The sequence below is a fragment of the Nitrospirota bacterium genome (assembly GCA_040757595.1).
In the GTDB taxonomy this organism is placed as follows: Bacteria; Nitrospirota; Nitrospiria; order Nitrospirales; family Nitrospiraceae; genus JBFLWP01.
On sequence record JBFLWP010000006.1, the window covers coordinates 83,899 to 100,432 of the forward strand.

A 16,534-nucleotide genomic window follows, 5' to 3' on the forward strand; every position below is an offset into this window, starting at 1 on the left:
AACGTCGCGATGCGATGAAAGGAGTCCGGAGATGAGACGGGAACGATGGATCGGCGCCGCGGCAGCGATCGCGGTCTGCCTGCTGGGCGTGGCTGCGGCGGGCGCCGCCGGGCTGAAGGGCAAGTTCGAGGAGATCAAAGAGCCGTCCGCGCACGTGCCCGGCAAGGTGAAGCTGACCGAGTTCGCCGATTTCTACTGCCCGCACTGCCACCGGTTCGAGCAGGAGGCGCTTCCGATCCTGAAGAAGGAGTTCGGCAACAGGCTGGAGGTAACGATGGTGGGATTCCCCGTGATTCCGGGGAAGCTCCCGACCGCCTTCGAGATGTACGAGCAGGCCAAGACGATGGGCAAGGGGGACGAGATGAAGCGCGTTCTCTTCCGCACGATCCACCGGGACAAGATCCATCTGCTGGACCGGATGGTGCGGGAGGCCCTCATCAAGGAGGTGGGCCTGGACGTGGCGGCCTTCGAGGCGGGGCTGGCCACCGGCAAGCCGCTGCGGGCGCTGGACGCCGGCAAGGACTGGGGCGTGCGCATCAACGTGCAGCAGACCCCCACGATCCTCCTGGACGGCCACATCAAAGTCGAGCAGATCGACCCGGACAACCTGAAGACCGTCATCCAGAGCATCCTGGCCTCGGATGCCAAGCGCTGAGCCGAGCCGAACGTCGCCGTGAGCCGAGCCTCCCTTCGCCAAGCCGCCCGCCTGACCGCGCTTTCCTTGCTCGTCTGGTCGGGGAACGTCGCCGCCGGAGCCGCCGGTCAGAGCGACCGATCCGCCTCCTCCGCCCACGACCTGCAGGCTCAGGTCAAGGGCACCGCGGCCAAGGTCCTCCCCGCCGTCGTGAACATCTCTTCCACGGTCGTCGTGCGCGACCAGGCCTTCAGCGACGAGGGCCTGCCGTTCGGCCTCCTGCCGGAGGGGCCGCCCCGCCGCCAGTACGGGCAGGGGTCCGGGGTGGTCGTCACGCCGGACGGCTACATCATCACGAACCATCACGTCGTGGGGGACGCCCCGGACGTGGAGGTGCTGCTCGCGGACCGGCGCCAGTTCAAGGGGCGCGTCGTGGCCACCGACCCCAAGACGGACGTGGCGGTGGTGAAGATCGAGGCCACCGGCCTGCCGACCGTGCCCTGGGGGGACTCCAGCCGTCTCGCGGTCGGGGACTTCGTGCTGGCGATCGGAAACCCGCTGGGGCTGAACCAGACCGTCACGTTCGGGATCGTCAGCGCGGTGGGGCGCGCGGACGTGGGCGTGGCCGACCTGGAGGACTTCATCCAGATGGACGCGCCGATCAACCCCGGCAATTCCGGCGGGGCCCTGGTCAACATCAAGGGCGAGCTGGTCGGCATCAACACGGCGATCGCCAGCCCCACCGGCGGAAGCGTCGGCGTGGGCTTCGCCATCCCGAGCAACATGGCCCGCGCAGCCATGCAGAGCCTGATCAAGACGGGCCGGGTCTCGCGCGGCTTTCTCGGGGCCTCCACGCAGGACGTGACGCCGCCCCTGGGCAAGCTGTTCCACCTGCCGGACGTGAAGGGCGCGATCATCACCGACCTGATCCCCGGAGGCTCGGCGGAGAAGGCGGGGCTGAAGCGCGGCGACGTGGTCGTGCGGTTCGACGGCAAGGACGTGCTGGACTCCGGCCGCCTGCGCAATTGGATCGCGGGCGCGCCGATCGGGAGCAAGCACAAGCTGGAAATCGTGCGGGACGGAAAACCGGTGCCGATGGAGCTGGTGATCCAGGAGGCCCCCCGCGAGCGGGTCAAGCGCGCCCCGGCCGCCCGCGCGGCGCAGCTCGAGCACCCGCTCGGCGGGCTCCTCGTGGAGCAGGTCACGCCGGCCGTGGGCCGGCAGCTCGGGCTCGGCTCGATCACCGGCGTCGTGGTCTCGGCGGTCGAGGAGGGGAGCCTGGTCGAGGCGGCCGGCTTGAGCCCCGGCGACCTGATCCTGGAAGTCAACAGACAGCCGGTGACGGACCTCGTGTCCTACCAGCGGCTCGTGGACCCGATCAGACCCAAGGACCTCACGCTCCTCCTCATCAACCGCCAGGGGACGATTCTGTACGTCCCCATCGAAGGGGAATAGAAGGAGCCCCGGGTGACGAGGGACGGGCGGCTCGTCGGCGGCATGATGCGATGATGCCGGCTCTCCCAGCCTTGCGTGACGTGACACGCGCGTCGCCTCTAGCCGATTAGCAGAACGGCGACGCTTCAGGCCTCTCGCCTTTCCATGTGCTTATAGCGCCATGCCGCAGGCCTTCGCCGCTCATCCCCTCCACCCGTGGCAAGAAGAAACAGAGTAGGTAAGGCAGGACCTCGTCGCTCCGGCGAAGTCCGCTCTCCGCCATGCCACCCCTCAGTGAAACAAGAGACGCGTTTGCCACCCGAGGCTAAAGAGAGCAGAAGCGAGTAAGACAGTACCATTGATGACTCCATCCGCTTCTGCGTGAGCCCGGTCGAGGCTTAAGGAGGGGCTGCAGACAGTTCGTGTCCGGCCGGCGTGCCCTTCCGTTCCAGACGACGCGGAGAGTTCTTTGATATGAACAGGCCAGGGAAGAGGGCAATTCGGACGGTGGCTCTGTCAGGCGCCGATGATCTCGTTGAGGCCTTCCACAACCTGAGCCATTTCTTCCGGCGCGGCCCTTGCCAACCTTGACCCGATCCGTTCCACGGAAAGCGTCCGGATAGAGACTGGCAGGCATTCCGGGGGCGTTTGCCGTTCCGTTCAGGGGCGCGGGCGGCGAGGGGAGTATCAAAAGGCTTTAGCATCAGAAGTTGAGTCACGGCGCTGCCTCTGCTACTCTCAATTCCTCCAGGCGGAGGTGCCGTGAAAATCGAATCCGTCCCTCTGAAAATCCTGCCTGCCTACACCGGAGCGGAGACACTGGCAGGGGCGCTTGCAGATCCGAAGGCGAGACGCCTCTTGTGGCTGGAGATCCTGCTCAACGACCGCCTCGATCCGGTCCTGAACCTGAGCGACCCCGAAGTTCGCGCAGCCTACGAGGAAGCCTGCCGATGGTACACCAGCTATCGGAGTCTAGTCGAAACGGTCGTTCGCCGGGCCCCGCTTCCTCCCGATCCTTCGCCCGTTGACCAGCGCAACTATCGCACGTTCGTGGAGGCCTTGCGCTTTGCCGCCGATCACCGCTGACCGATTGGTTGTGCTGCTCCGCGAGTACGTGCGGCAAACCGGCTCCCGCGTGGACTTGCTGCTCGTCGGAGGGCTTGCGCTCCAGGCCTATGGATTTCCCGACCGCGCCACCCAGGACCGCGACGGCGAGATCATGGGAGATCCGGAGCCTCTGGCGCAGTACCTCCGCAAGCCCCAAGTTCCGGCCGATCTTGGGGAGAACATGTCGGGATGGTCGGTTGTGGCGATGCCGCCCGGCTATCGGGACCGTACGTCGGCGTTTCTCGACGAGCCCGGCCTGCACGTCCGGCTGTTGGCCCCGACGGATTTCGTGATCGCCAAGCTGCGTCGTGGTACCGAGCTCGATTTGGAAGATGCGCTCCATGTCGCTCGGCGATTTGGCGTCCAGGCGAGCGCTGTTCAGGCCGCGGCCGACGCGGCGATCGGCGTTTCGCCGAAGGACACGGCCCTTTTTGCCTTCCGCAGGATCGTTCAGCTCTTCTGCGGGCGCTTGACTGCCGCGTAAACCGATCATCCGTTTGTAAGCCACCAGCGCCGGTTTCGCCGCTAACGAACCGATTGACACCCGCAAGCCGGCGGTGCTATCGTGCGTGCCACGTTTTTATATTTCGTAGCACTCACGAAAGGGCGTCGCCATGAAGAAGCTCGTGCGGTTCGGAGTGTCGCTCGACCACCGCCTGCTGGACGATTTCGACCGGTTGATCGCCGGCAAACAGTACACGAGCCGGTCGGAGGCTCTGCGGGACCTGATCCGGGACAACCTGGTCGGGCACCAGTGGGAGGAGGACCGGGAGACGGTCGGGACCGTCACGATCGTCTACGACCACCACGTCCACGACCTGACCGACAAGCTCACCGACCTCCAGCACCGGTTCCACAAGCTCATCCTCTCCGCCATGCACGTGCACTTGGACCACGACCACTGTCTGGAGGTGCTGGTGGTCCGGGGCCGTGGCCGTGAGATCAGGAAGGTCGCCGACCTCCTGATCGGAACCAAGGGGGTCAAGCACGGGAAACTGACGATGACGACCACCGGCAAAGGGCTGAGCTAATCCGCTGAGCGAGCCCGGTGCATCTTCATCGTCTCCTCTTCCTATGCTGCCTGCTGGTTCTCTCTGCCCTGGTCTTCTCTGCGGCTTCCGCTCACGAACCGCCGGACGAGGGCACCGTCGTAGTGCCGGAGGTGCCGGTGACCGCCGAGAAGCCGGTGGCTGCCTCGTCCCAGCAGTTCATCCCCGACAAGGAAATCCTGCTCCAACCTCAGGGGCGGCCCGCTCAAATCCTTCGGCTCATCCCCGGATTCATCACCGTCGAACACTCGGGCGGGGCGGGCAAGGCCGACCAGTATTTCCTCCGCGGGTTCGACGCGGATCACGGCACCGACATCGCCTTCTTTGCGGACGGGATGCCGATCAATCTGCGGAGCCACGCCCACGGGCAGGGTTACGCCGACCTCAATTTCATCATTCCTGAGACCATCGAGGGCATCGACGTCTACAAGGGAGCCTATCACGTCCAATTCGGTGACTTTGACACCGCCGGCGCCGTGAACTTCATCACGCGCGATGTCGTCAAAGAAGGCGTCGTCCAATTGGCCGGGGGGATGTACGACACGCAGCGGCACTTGCTCATGTTCTCGCCGACCAAGGACAAGGTGCGCACGCTGTTGGCCGGCGAGGGCTATTTCACCAATGGGCCCTTCGACAACCCCAACCGCTATTTCCGTTTCAACGGCCTGGCGAAGGCGACGATGAACCCGACGAGCCGGTCGGAACTGAGCCTCACCGGAAGCTTTCACAAAGCCCAGTGGAACGGGTCCGGCGAGATTCCTCTACGGGCCGTCCATGACGGGTCTCTGGACCGGTTCGGCTCCATTGACCCTTCCGAAGGGGGCAAGACGACCAGGGCCACGGGCCGGCTCAATTACCACTATGACACGGCCTCGGGGGGAAAGGCGTTCGCGAACCTGTACGCCCAGTATTACCGGATGGACCTGTACACCAATTTCACCTTCTTCCTCGACGACCCGGTCAATGGAGACGGCATCCAGCAGTCAGACCGGCGCATCATGTACGGCGGGGACGTGGGATGGCGCCAGGCCGGCGAGTTGCTCGGAATGGCCAGTTCGGCCACGGCGGGGGTCCAGACGCGCGTGGACCGTATTCACGCGCGGCTTGGAACGCAGGTCAGGCGGGCGCCGCTGGGCACGACGACGGACAGTGAGATTCTCGAAGCCTCCTACTCCCCCTACCTCAAGCTGGAGTTTCAACCGGCCCCGTGGATGCGGCTCACCGGGGGAACGAGGACGGACTTCTTCACCTTCGACGTGCGCAACCAGTGTCCGGCCTGCTCCCAGCAGCCGGCCGGCAGGAAGGACTCGGCCATCGTCACGCCCAAGGCCAACGTGATTCTGGGGCCCTGGTTCAACACGGAATTCTTCTTGAACTACGGCCAGGGGTATCACAGCAACGACGCGCGCGGAGTGGTCACGGGAGCGGTCCCGCTCGCGCGGGCCAAGAGCTATGAAGCCGGGCTTCGCCACAAACCGTGGGAGGAATTCGAATTCATCACGACCCTGTGGGCGCTGGATCTGCAATCCGAGCTCGTGTTCGTGGGTGACGCGGGCACGACCCAAGCGCGCGGCCCGACACGGCGGTATGGCTTGGAGGTCGGGGGAAGGGGAAAGGTGGTCGGACCCCTGTATTTCAATGGAAGCTTCACCTGGACCCATGCGGAGTTTCGCGAAACCGGCCAGGCCATCCCCCTGGCGCCCGAGCACACCGCCTATGCCGCGGTCCTTCTTCGGTGGCCCGAAGGACTGTCCTCTCAGTTGCAGATGACGTACCTGGATTCTCGTCCCTTGACGGAGGATCGGAGCGTGAAGGCCCCGTCCTGGACCATTTTGGATCTCATCGAACGCTACCAGCTTCCGATCAAGCTCTCGATGGGACGCCTGGAAGCGTTCCTCAGCATCCAGAACCTCTTGGATACGAAGTGGGAACAGGCGACGTTTTACTTCGAATCGCGGCTCAGGAACGAGCCGGCTGGCGTCAACGACATTCACTTCGTGCCGGGCTTGCCGCGATTCTTCATGGGCGGGATGGCCTGGTACTTTTGATGAAGCTGACGGCTGAGAGCTTCTTGGCTTGGATCGAGGACAAAAAGAAAGGGGAAGCCGTCTAGACGGCTTCCCCCTCGTAGGTTGGCTGAGCGAACGCTTACTGGATAACCCGCTCGCCGCTGATCTTGGTCGCGGACTCCACCGGCGGCTGAATCTTGATCTGCGGGCCCTGCACCTTCGGGAGCCGCCCGAACTTGCCGTCCGACCGCTTGTCCGCGGCCTTCTCGACGAGCCGGTCGTTGTTCGGATCCACGAGGTGCTGCTCGACGTGCTTCGAGTTGGAGCCGGCCGCGGCTTCGAGAGCCTTCGTCCCGCCGGCGTTGGTCTGCCCCTGGTCGTTGGCGTTGCCGGAGGCCGGATAGCCCGGATGCTTGGGCAGCAGGGCCGGGTTGGCCAACGCGAGGGACAGGGAGAACGCCACGCCCATGACCGTTGCAACAGTCCCGATGAGAGTCTTCATAGCGCTCACTCCTCTTTTAAGAAAATAAGGTGGAAAAGAGTTCCAAGGATCGGCCAAACAGCGGCGCGTATCTTAGCCGTCCCGCTCCCCCCTGTCAAGGCCCGCAAGAGGTCATTCGTCATCCGTCGCTCGTCATCCGTAACACCTTGTATTTTATTTGAAAACCCGAGCGACGAATGACGGGTGACGAATGACGAGCTACGGATTCCGCCGGCCTCGCGGCGGCCTCCGCCCCCGTCCGCGGCGGCGGTGGGCCGGGCCTCGGTGGGCCGGGATCGGGAGGCGGATGATCACGGTCGTGCCCTGGCCCGGCCCGCTGGCGATCGAGATCTGTCCCTGGTGCTCCTCCACGATCTTCTTCACCGTGGCCAGCCCCAGGCCGGTGCCGGCGCGCTTGGTCGTGAAGAAGGGCTCGAAGACCTTGCCGACATGCTCGGTCGGGATCGGCACGCCGTCGTTCTTGATCAGAATCTGAACGTCGTGGGTGCGGCCGGACCGGGGCTGCGTCACCTCGATGTGCAAATGGCCGCCCGGCGACATGGCTTCGAGGGCGTTCTTGACGATGCTGAGGAAGACCTGCTGCAGCTTTGCGTCGTCGCAGCGGACCGGGCTCAGGTTGGCCGCGTAGTCCTTGGTGACGCGGATGCGGTTCATCTCCAGGTCGGTGGCCACGACGATGAGCGTGCTCTCGATGATGTCGGGGATCCGGCAGAGGCGCCGGTTCAGCTCCAGCGGCTTGGCGAAGTCCAGGATCTCGTTGAGGATGGCTTCGATCCGGATGAGGTCCCGCATGGCGTTCTCGACGCGGGTCTGGGGGTCGAAGTCCAGGATGCCTTCGGCGGTCACGTCCGCGAGCTGCGCCCGGATCGAGGCGAGGGGCTCGCGAATCTCCGTGGCCAGGAACGCGCTGAACTCGCCGAGGGCCGCCTGGCGCTCCTGCTTCCGGATCAGGGGCTCCGCGACCGCCTGAGGGACCGGCTCGGTCTGGGGCTCGCCCGCGATCCCGGCATCGGCCCTGGGCGGCGGAACCTCCGACGGCTCCTGAAGCAGCTCCACCAGCTTGACGATCAGCGGTTCCAGCGCCCGAGCGTCCGGCAGCGTGTAACGCATGGGCGTCCGTGACGCCAGCGAGATCGTGCCGCCGACCTGGCCGCGCATGAAGAATGGCACGACGAGGGACGAGTGAAACCGGTCCTTGTACAGGGGCTTGTGATCCTGGAACCGGCCTTGGGTCGAGGCCAGATCGTTGTCCAAGCGCGACTTGCGGTGTCGGACCGCCCAGCCGGAGGCCGAGGCATCGAGCCCCAGGCGCAGCCCGGGCTTCAGGTCCCTCCTCTGGTCGCCCTTCTGCTCGCCCGCGACCCCCAGGATTTCCAGTGCGCCGGCCAGTGGATCGTAGAAGGTGACCCAGGCGCGATCGAAGTCGAGGGCCGAGGCGGTCTCGGCGAGGAGGGCGGCGATCCGCTCCTGCCGCTCGGGCGTGGCGTGCGAGGACGGGGTCAGCGCTTCGGGACCGGCCGGCGCTTGGGTCAAGGCCGGCTCGTTGGCTACGAGCGGCCGGGAGAGGAGCACTGTGCCGTCGAACAGGCCGGCCCGGTCCAACCCGCTTGTCACCGTCTCGGCGGCGCTCTCCAGCAGCGCCCGTTCCTTCTTCGTAAACGCGGCGCTCTCTTTGCGGCCGATCACGAGGACCCCGTACACCTGTTGCCGGTGCCGAAGGGGCACCGCAAGGAGGGCCTTGGCGGTCGGGGTGATCAGGCGCAGACGCAGGGCCCGGAGCGACTCGCCTTCGCCGAGGGAGGGCGGGCTGGCCAGCGACGTTTCCTGTCCCGTGAGGGAACGGAGGATGGCCTGGACCTCGCGGCCCGAGAACCCGCGGAATCCCTGCGGGACCAACGGGCCGCCGGTCCGTTCGTAGATCCCCACGAGGGCCGCCTCCGCCCCGAGGTCGTTCAACGTCTCGGTGATGGTCCGCTGGAGAGTCGTCTGTTTGGCGCTGCGGAGTTGCTCGGCCGCTTGAGCCATGTCAATCCCTCTGACTTCGGTAAGGAGCGATCAGCTTTCAGTGTCTGGCCGAAGGCCGATCGGCACGTAAGCCGGGGCGGCATTGTAGCAACGTCCCGCAGGCAATGCAATTTCCCGTCACTTGACGATGCCCGGATTCCTTGCGTCGCCTAAGGCAAGGGGTGGCGGCGGCGGTGCACGACGACTTCGACGTGGCCCTGGTCGGAGATCAGCATGTTGAGGATCGCGCTGACCACGCCGATGACCAGGGCGCCCCAGACCGAAGGCCAGAAGCCCGTCACGACGAAGCCCTTGACCAGGTAAGCCGTGAGCTGGAGCAGGAGCGCGTTGATCACTACCATGAACAGGCCCAGGGTTAGGATGATGAAGGGGATGGAGAGGAAATAGAGGAGAGGCCGGACCACGGCGTTCAGGAGCGCGAGCACGATCACGGCGGCCAGGCCGGCCGGCAGGCCCTCGATCCTGATACCCGGCACGACCTGGCCGGCCAGCAGCACCGCCACGCCCGTCACGGTGAAGCGGATCAGCAGCCCTTTCATAAAATTCGGTGGTCAGGGGTCAGGGATTGGTGGTCGGTCGTTTCGTTCATCCCCGACCACAGACCACTGTCCACCGACCATTCCTCTATGACCCGACGGACAGGTCCACGGAAGCCTGCCGCTTGGTCACCTTGTCGTTGGGGTCGTAGTTCGCCACGACCTCCTTCTGTGCGCCCTTGGCCGAGACGGCGATCTTGACGCCCGCGTCTTCGTTGTGCATGTGTAGGAAGATCTCGTAATACCCTTCCTGGTTGGTCTTGGCGCTGCTCGCGTGGCCGTGCTCCTTGAGCGGCTTGGCCTGCACCTCCACGCCGGCCAGCGGCTTCCCGCTGCCGTCCTTCACGTACCCGTACACGATGAAGCCGTGCTCGACCTTCGTCTTCACGAAGACCGGCTTGGGAGTCTCGACGGCAGGGTTCTTGAGCGTGTTCAGATAGGCGGCCAGGGCGCCCAGCTCTTCCTCCGTCATCAGCTCCTTGTACTTGTCGGGCATCAGCCCCTTCTTGTGCTCCTTCTCGAACCCTTCTGCGTAGAGATAAGTCGGATCGAAGATCTTTTTCTTGATGTCTTCGATGGTCAGCAAGCTGCCGATGTTGTCGAGCACCGGCCCGCGCTTCTTCACGCTGCCCTGCCCGCCGATCTTGTGGCAGTTGTAGCACTCGTGCAGCTCGTAGACCTCCTTGCCGCGGGCGACGAGGCTCATCCCGCCAGCCGCGGGCGCGGCGTCGGGCGCCGGGCCAAGGGTTGCCGGGGCCGGCGCGATCCGATTGAGGCGGGCCGAGACCGCCTGGGCCTTGGCATCCAGCTCCGCGACCTGCTTGAGCAGCTCGTCCACGTTCTTGTGCTCGTGCTCGGCCTTCTCGCGCTTCGCCTTCAGCAGCTTCTCGATCTTGCCCTTCTCGTCCTCGGGATCGTACTGCGGGAGCAGCGAAGCTCCGCCGATGTAGAGGCCCGAGACCACGAGGTAGAACAGAAAGAGGGCGAGCAGGGCCTTGAGCCCGCTCATGGGGCGGACCGGCGGCGCGTCCAGCAGCACGAACACCGCTGCGCCGAGCAGGGCGTAGAGGAAGAACATGACCTGGAAGACCGGCGGGAAGGCAAGCGCCTTGGCGGCTCCCACCAGGATCCCCCCGGCGACCAGTCCCAGCACGGCTTTTTTCATGACGTTCTTGATCAGGCTCGGTTGTCCGGCCATACGAATCCTCCAGCGGAAGAGCCGTCAGCGGTCGGCTAGCAGGGGGAAGCTGACGGCTGAGAGCTCCGCGCCAGTATACAGACTCCGGTCGGAGAACCCAAGCCTCACAGGCTGGGCTCCCGACGGACGGGGCTGGGATGGGGCAGGCGATGGAGGAGCCGGAGGAGGAGCAGGGCCGTGAGCGGCAGGAAGATGAGCAGCCCGGTCATGCCGAGCTGCGGCTCCCCGATCCAGAAAGTGACCCCCAGGTTGAAGGCCAGGACGCCGTAGTACAGGCTGCAGCCGAGCAGCACGTTGCCGGTCATGACCGTCTCCTCTCCCTCCGTGTGCCGGGAGGAAGGCGAGAGGCGGCGGTCCAGGAAAAAGTAGCCGGAGAGGGCGGTGAGGCCGACGACGGCCCAGCCGACGAAGTTCGCCAGCGGCACGCCGTAGTACACACCCGGCTCCGGGTAGCCGTAGATCTGCCCCAGGAACCACCGGTCCCCGCGCAGCGCCACCGGGTCAATGATGATGTCGATGAACATGAAGAAGAGGGCGGCCAGCTTCAGGACCGGCCACGACGTCCGGACCGGCAGGGTGAACAGGAGGGCCGGCCAGGTCGAACGGCGGAGCAGGGATGCGCCGGCCGGCTGGTCCTGGGCGCGGGCCGGCAACAGGAAAAGCAGGGCCATGCAGTAGCTGGCATAGAGGAGAAACGTGAAGGACAGGGAGTCGAAGAAGGGCACGTCGGCGATGAACAGTTCCTGCCCCCTCGTCGAGCCGGTGTAGTAGTACCAGCCGAAGGGGATCCCCGTCCGGGTGGAGGAGAACTCGCACAAGAAGGCGGTGAGCCAGGTGATGCCGAAGAACAGACCGGTCCGCCGCCAGCCCAGGAGCCGCTGGGCGCAGACCAGGAAGACGACCAGGAAGACGAACACGTACGGTCGCAGGGTGAACGTGTTCAGGAACAGGGCGAAAAAATCCATAAAAGCCTTCGTGAAGGGCAACGCGCGACGAGACCGACTCGGAGACGCGGCGACTGATCCGACGCGGGGACCCGGAGACGCGGGGATGGGGCGATCGCCCCGTCACCCCTTCGCCCCTTCGCCGCATCCGTCATATCCCCGTCCCCGTGTCGCCTGGACCCGTTACGCATACTTGTGGTCCCGGAACCAGCGGACCGCTTTTTCCAGGGCGACCTCGACCGGCGTCTGCGGCAGGGCCAGCTCCTGGAGCGCCTTGCGGCAGTCGTAGTGCATCCGGTACTTGGCCATGCGCACGCCTTCGAGGGGAATCCGGGGCGGCCGGTGGGTGACGTAGTCGGCCAGCCAGCGGTTGGCGTAGGCAAGGGGCAGCACGGCCTGCCACGGCAGCTTGAGCCGGGGCGCCCGGATGCCGGTGATCCGCTCGAGCATCTCGAAGATTTCCCGCAGCGAGAGGTTGCGGTTGCCGAGGATGTACCGCTCTCCGATCCGGCCGCGCTCCATCGCGCGCAAGTGGCCGACCGCCACGTCGTCCACATCCACGAGGTTCATGCCGGTCTCGATGTAGGCCCACATGCGGCCCTTCATGTAGTCCACGATGATCTGCCCCGTCGGTGTCGGCTTGACGTCCCGGGCGCCCACCGGGGCGCTCGGGTTCACGATCACCGCCGGCAGGCCCTTCCGGGCGAGCCTGAGAACCTCCTGCTCGGCCAGGTACTTGGAGCGTTTGTAGTCGCCCGCCATCTGCTCGAGCGACACGGGGGCCTCCTCGGTGCCGGGACCGCCGTCCGGCGGCAGGCCGATCGCGCCGATCGTGCTGGTGTAGACGATGCGTTCGGTTCCCGCCTCCTGCGCCGCCTCCATGAGGGTCTGGGTGCCGAGGACGTTGACCTCGTAGAAGATGGCCGGATCCTTGGCCCAAAGGGCGTAGTGGGCGGCAACGTGGTAGAGCTGCCGGCAGCCGGCCAGGGCCCGGTGCAACGACGGGCGGTCCCGCAGGTCTCCGCGAACTTGCTCCGCCTTCAGTCCTTCCAGGTTCCGCAGGTCGCTGTCCGGCCGGACAAGGACGCGGACCTCTGCGCCTGCGTCACAGAGGGCGCGCGCGACCGCGGCGCCTACGAAGCCTGTCGCACCGGTGACGAGGACTTTCATCTCTAAAATAGGCGCGCGGTGCGGGGTGCGAGGCACGCGGTTGAACCCCGAAGGCGACGATGGTACGGCGGTCTGTTCTGATTTTCCACCTCGAGCCTCGTGCCCCGGACCTCGTGCCTGCGGCGCTAATGGCGCCGCGCCGTGATGAAACGGGCCAGCTCGCGCAGGGGGTCGGCTTTCGCGTCGAACGTGTCCAAGCGGCTGATCGCCCGGTCGGTGCACTCCCCGGCGAGCGCCTTCGCGCCCTCGACCCCGTAGAACGTCGGGTAGGTCTTCTTGCCGCGCTGCGCATCGGTGTTGGCGTTCTTGCCCAGCTCCTCACGGGTGCCGGTGACGTTGAGCACGTCGTCGGCGATCTGGAAGGCGAGGCCGACGTCTTCCGCGTACTGGGTGAGCCGATCCAGTTGACCCGGCGTGGCGGCGGCGACGATGGCGCCCATCCGGACGGCCGCGCGAATCAGCATGCCGGTCTTGTGCCGGTGGATGTTCTGGAGCGTGGCGAGGTCGATGTCCTGGTTCTCGGCCTGGATGTCCAGGACCTGCCCGCCGACCATGCCCAGGTTGCCGGACCCCACCGCCAGCTCGTAGATGAGCTGCACCTGCCGGGCCGGAGTCAGCCCGTCCAGCAGGTCCGGCCGGCTGCAGAGCTCGAACGCGAGCGTGAGCAGGGCGTCCCCGGCCAAGATCGCCATCGCTTCCCCGTACACCTTGTGGTTGGTGGGCTTGCCCCGCCGGTAGTCGTCGTTGTCCATCGCCGGCAGGTCGTCGTGGATGAGCGAGTACGTGTGGATCAGCTCCAGCGACGAAGCGACCGGGAGGATCGCGCGGGACGGGGGCGCCACCGCTTCGGCCGCGGCGATGGCGAGGATCGGCCGGACCCGCTTCCCGCCCGCGAACAGACTGTAGCGCATGCTTTCGTGGAGGGTGGTCGGGGGAGTCTTCGCGTCAGGGACCACTTGGTCCAGGAATCGGTCCACCTGCTCGCGTTTCTGCTCCAGATACTGACGAATGTCCACGGTCATCGGGGCGGTGATGTGGATGGTTGAGCGAGTTCGAGTTACAGGTCGGACGAATCGCGCGTGAGAGTAACAAATGGCTTCGCAGGGTGTCAAACCGCGCGAGGCACGGGGTGCGAGGCGCGAGGCGAGGGGGGGAACCCGGGCTCGAGGCACGTGGGTCAGATTCTTGCCTCTGGCCTCGCGCCACCCACCTATTGCCTCTCGCCCTCGGGAATCGGTATACTCGCCGCCCATGAGCATCAGGAAAGCCGGCGGTGAGTGGGCCCCCCTGCTGCTGGGCATCGAGCCCCGGACCTGCGGAGTCTGCGGCAGGGGGCTCTATCGCAACGTGACTCTGTTTCGGGGCGGGTGGTCGCGTTGCACGGTGTGCGACCAGTTCGTGCACTATAGCTGCCTCGCCAGCGGCAAAGTGTCCTTCCTCAAGATGCGTCCACGGGTCTGCAAGGTGTGCCGGGAGGCTCAGGAGCAGACGTCGTCTCAGGAGTCGGCGAGCCCTCCGTCCGAGCCCGCCAAGCTGGCGGTCAGCTCATGACGCCCGGCGCCCAGGCGGACCGGACCGGCGAGGGGCGCGCGCCGCTCCTGCGGCACGACCGGCTGGCGGACGCCGTGCGCGTCGTCGTCGCTCCCCTCGTCCTGCTGTTCAGCGGGTTCTTCACCGCGGATTTTCTCCTCAGCGGCGTGTACACCTGGCCGCGCACCAGCCGGGTTCTGGTCCTGACCTTGACGGTCGCCATCCTCGCCTACGAGTTCGTGTACAAGGAACAGCGCGCGCGGCACGTCGAGGCGTCCGACACCCGCTCGCTCAAAGCCGTGCTCTACTCCTGCGTCGTCCCGTACGGGGTCGGCGCGCTGGCGCTCCTGCTCCTCGCGCGACTGGCCGCAGCCTAGCGCACAACGCTGAACGCAGAATGACGAGCGTTGGACGGTGTCGGACTGTAGGCAGGGGACTCAGGGTCGAGAACTGAGGCTCAGCCCCGAGTTCTCGGTTCTGGACTCCGCCGTTCATCGTTCCGCGTTCACCGTTCATCCTTGTTAGAAGCATGAAGACCCTGTTCACGGCGGACGAGCTCGCGCTCGTCGCCGACGAGCACTTCTTCCAGGCCAAGGCCAGGATCATGCACAAGGTCCGGGCGGTGCTGGACGAGGTCCACGCCGCCTTGAAGGACGAGCTGGCCGGAGTGGACCTGCTGGCGCCCGAGGGCTTCGACCCGGCCAGATTCCAGTTCGTGAAGGGCGAGCATCTGGAGGCCTGCCCCTACCAGTACCTGGATTTCCCCAAACACTTCGTCGGCGACGAGAAGTTCACGTTCCGCTCCCTCTTCTGGTGGGGCCATCACTTCGTCTTCGCGCTGATCCTGGAGAGGGCCGGACTGCTGCGGTACAAACAGAACCTGATCAACCGTTACCACCTGGTTGCGGGGCGGCAGCTCTGCCTGGCCCTGGCCCCGACGCCTTGGGAGTGGAAGCAGGGGGAAGGCTATACCCTGCCGCTCACCCACGATCGCAAGCCGGAGGTCTCCGCGGTGCTCGCCGGCCGCCGGTTCTTCAAGCTGGCCCGGTTCGTGCCGCCTGACGATCCCGCGGTGCGGGAGGGCCGTCTGGCGGAGGTCGGCCGCGAGACCCTGCGCGCGCTGCTGCCCGTCATCACGCCCTGACGCAAGACGCGACTCGTGAAGCGTATCTCGTCCAACCGTTTCGGACGCTTTACGCACGACGAGGTAAACGTGGGAGTGGACGCGTTGCCGTCTGGTTCGATACACTCGCGCGATGGAACTGGGGGCGGGGCTTTGGGTGCTCCTGGCGCTGGCCGTCGGCGTGCTGGCGCGGCGCGAGTTCGGCCGCTCCGGTCCCGGCTGGTTTTTCCTGGCCCTCGTCCTGACGCCCCTGGCCGGGCTGTTGCTGTTCGTGCTGCCGCCTGCGCGCCGGCCGTGCCCGTTCTGCGCCGAGCCGATCAAGCCCTTGGCGGTCGTCTGCCGGTTCTGTGGGCGGGACGTGGGCGCGGCGGAGGCCCGGCCGGGTCTGCCGCGGACCACCAAGCTGCTGCTGTTGGGGCTCATCGTGGCCGTCATCGCAGCGGCGCTCTCCCAATGCCAGTACCGGTTCTGGTGGTGGCGCGGGGATGAGTCCATTCAAGTGAAAGGGGCTCAGGAGAACAAGAGCGTCATCCGTCATTCGTCACTTGAGACGGACAAGGAATGATGGGTCGCGCTTCTATACGAATGACGAGTGACGATTGACGGGCAACGGCTTTGAGAGGAGGGAAGCATGCAGAAGCTTGCGTCATGGATCCTGTGCAGCGTGGCGGGCGCGGTGTGGCTGGCCCTGGCGGGCTGTGCCGGCAGCGGTGAGACGGTGGATCTGTACCTGCAGGCGCTGGGGCCGATTCCTCCCAAGGGGAGCGGGGAAACGATCCTGGTCATGCCGTTCGAGGATCAACGGGCGGAGAAGCAGAAGGTCGGGATGAGGACGCACGTCTGGGGCGGCGTCACCTACTTCGACGTGCCGGGCGGGAAAGCCGGCGACGCGCTGGCGGAGGTCGTGGCGGATTATCTGAAGAAGGAGGGCCGCCAGGTCTCACCGGGCAAGGGGCCGGCCCAGGCGGAAACCTCTCAGAAGCAGCCGGACGTGACGCTGACCGGGCAGATCCACGAGCTGTCGGCTCACGCCAAGAGCCGGTTCGGCTCGACCGAGATCACGATCAAGGTCCGGGTGGCGCTCCGGGCGATGAACGCGGCCGACCGCAGCACCACCAAGATGACGCTGGAGGGGGCGCGCACACAGACGGTTTTCTGGTTCGAGCCGCGTGACGTGCAGGACCTGCTCAACGCGACGCTCAACGAGAGCCTGCAGCGGCTCATCACCGACGTGAAAGTGGAGGGCCGGTCGTGGCGGATCAAGTGACGGGCC

At 66.0% G+C, this 16,534-nt stretch carries 18 protein-coding genes and 1 pseudogene; 11 read left to right on the forward strand and 8 right to left on the reverse strand.

All coding sequences use genetic code 11. The features are described from left to right. The first annotated feature begins 31 nt into the window (after positions 1 to 31). Entirely contained in the window at positions 32 to 655 is a 624-nt protein-coding gene (locus AB1411_07585; protein ID MEW6543457.1) for a thioredoxin domain-containing protein, read from the forward strand. Positions 656 to 673: 18 nt separating this feature from the next. Continuing rightward, complete coding sequence (locus AB1411_07590) at positions 674 to 2,089, forward strand: Do family serine endopeptidase (protein MEW6543458.1); 1,416 nt, start codon at positions 674 to 676, stop codon at positions 2,087 to 2,089. Between the two features lie 495 nt (positions 2,090 to 2,584). Here AB1411_07590 and AB1411_07595 read toward each other — a convergent pair. Beyond that, a pseudogene (locus tag AB1411_07595) lies at positions 2,585 to 2,689 on the reverse strand (type II toxin-antitoxin system PemK/MazF family toxin). A gap of 141 nt (positions 2,690 to 2,830) precedes the next feature. On the opposite strand from AB1411_07595, the gene AB1411_07600 reads away from it, so the two are divergent. The 4 genes from AB1411_07600 (at position 2,831) to AB1411_07615 (ending at position 6,272) form a co-directional block, all read left to right on the forward strand. Beyond that, positions 2,831 to 3,154: a hypothetical protein gene (locus AB1411_07600; GenBank protein ID MEW6543459.1), complete on the forward strand. Its 324-nt coding sequence runs from the start codon at positions 2,831 to 2,833 to the stop codon at positions 3,152 to 3,154. Next, complete coding sequence (locus AB1411_07605) at positions 3,135 to 3,659, forward strand: DUF6036 family nucleotidyltransferase (GenBank protein ID MEW6543460.1); 525 nt, start codon at positions 3,135 to 3,137, stop codon at positions 3,657 to 3,659. Before AB1411_07600 ends, AB1411_07605 begins: the two co-directional genes overlap by 20 nt. Positions 3,660 to 3,789: 130 nt before the next feature. Then, the gene (nikR, locus tag AB1411_07610) at positions 3,790 to 4,206 is read left to right on the forward strand and encodes a nickel-responsive transcriptional regulator NikR (protein ID MEW6543461.1); all 417 of its coding nucleotides are present in this window, start codon (positions 3,790 to 3,792) and stop codon (positions 4,204 to 4,206) included. 122 nt (positions 4,207 to 4,328) lie between these two features. Next, the gene (locus tag AB1411_07615) at positions 4,329 to 6,272 is read left to right on the forward strand and encodes a TonB-dependent receptor (GenBank protein ID MEW6543462.1); all 1,944 of its coding nucleotides are present in this window, start codon (positions 4,329 to 4,331) and stop codon (positions 6,270 to 6,272) included. 100 nt (positions 6,273 to 6,372) lie between these two features. On the opposite strand, the gene AB1411_07620 is transcribed toward AB1411_07615, so the two are convergent. From AB1411_07620 to AB1411_07650, 7 genes are all read right to left on the reverse strand, one after another. After that, a complete protein-coding gene (locus AB1411_07620) occupies positions 6,373 to 6,735 on the reverse strand; it encodes a hypothetical protein (protein MEW6543463.1) in 363 nt (120 codons plus the stop codon). Between the two features lie 198 nt (positions 6,736 to 6,933). Continuing rightward, the gene (locus tag AB1411_07625; protein MEW6543464.1) at positions 6,934 to 8,760 is read right to left on the reverse strand and encodes an ATP-binding protein; all 1,827 of its coding nucleotides are present in this window, start codon (positions 8,758 to 8,760) and stop codon (positions 6,934 to 6,936) included. Between the two features lie 149 nt (positions 8,761 to 8,909). Next, positions 8,910 to 9,299: a phage holin family protein gene (locus AB1411_07630; GenBank protein ID MEW6543465.1), complete on the reverse strand. Its 390-nt coding sequence runs from the start codon at positions 9,297 to 9,299 to the stop codon at positions 8,910 to 8,912. A gap of 85 nt (positions 9,300 to 9,384) precedes the next feature. Continuing rightward, positions 9,385 to 10,494: a c-type cytochrome gene (locus AB1411_07635; protein ID MEW6543466.1), complete on the reverse strand. Its 1,110-nt coding sequence runs from the start codon at positions 10,492 to 10,494 to the stop codon at positions 9,385 to 9,387. Between the two features lie 104 nt (positions 10,495 to 10,598). Then, complete coding sequence (locus AB1411_07640) at positions 10,599 to 11,459, reverse strand: carotenoid biosynthesis protein (protein MEW6543467.1); 861 nt, start codon at positions 11,457 to 11,459, stop codon at positions 10,599 to 10,601. Between the two features lie 162 nt (positions 11,460 to 11,621). Beyond that, the gene (gene hpnA / locus AB1411_07645; GenBank protein MEW6543468.1) at positions 11,622 to 12,608 is read right to left on the reverse strand and encodes a hopanoid-associated sugar epimerase; all 987 of its coding nucleotides are present in this window, start codon (positions 12,606 to 12,608) and stop codon (positions 11,622 to 11,624) included. 125 nt (positions 12,609 to 12,733) lie between these two features. After that, complete coding sequence (locus AB1411_07650) at positions 12,734 to 13,624, reverse strand: polyprenyl synthetase family protein (protein MEW6543469.1); 891 nt, start codon at positions 13,622 to 13,624, stop codon at positions 12,734 to 12,736. A 235-nt stretch (positions 13,625 to 13,859) separates the two neighbouring features. Here AB1411_07650 and AB1411_07655 point away from each other — a divergent pair, with 235 nt between their 5' ends. The 5 genes from AB1411_07655 (at position 13,860) to AB1411_07675 (ending at position 16,528) form a co-directional block, all read left to right on the forward strand. Further along, positions 13,860 to 14,159 (forward strand): hypothetical protein, encoded by a 300-nt coding sequence (locus AB1411_07655; GenBank protein ID MEW6543470.1) that lies wholly within the window; start codon positions 13,860 to 13,862, stop codon positions 14,157 to 14,159. After that, positions 14,156 to 14,515, forward strand: a complete 360-nt coding sequence (locus AB1411_07660) for a hypothetical protein (GenBank protein ID MEW6543471.1) — start codon at positions 14,156 to 14,158, stop codon at positions 14,513 to 14,515. Before AB1411_07655 ends, AB1411_07660 begins: the two co-directional genes overlap by 4 nt. Positions 14,516 to 14,667: 152 nt before the next feature. Further along, a complete protein-coding gene (locus tag AB1411_07665; protein MEW6543472.1) occupies positions 14,668 to 15,282 on the forward strand; it encodes a hypothetical protein in 615 nt (204 codons plus the stop codon). Between the two features lie 112 nt (positions 15,283 to 15,394). Continuing rightward, the gene (locus AB1411_07670; GenBank protein MEW6543473.1) at positions 15,395 to 15,826 is read left to right on the forward strand and encodes a hypothetical protein; all 432 of its coding nucleotides are present in this window, start codon (positions 15,395 to 15,397) and stop codon (positions 15,824 to 15,826) included. A 66-nt stretch (positions 15,827 to 15,892) separates the two neighbouring features. Continuing rightward, the gene (locus AB1411_07675) at positions 15,893 to 16,528 is read left to right on the forward strand and encodes a hypothetical protein (protein ID MEW6543474.1); all 636 of its coding nucleotides are present in this window, start codon (positions 15,893 to 15,895) and stop codon (positions 16,526 to 16,528) included. Positions 16,529 to 16,534: the final 6 nt, after the last annotated feature.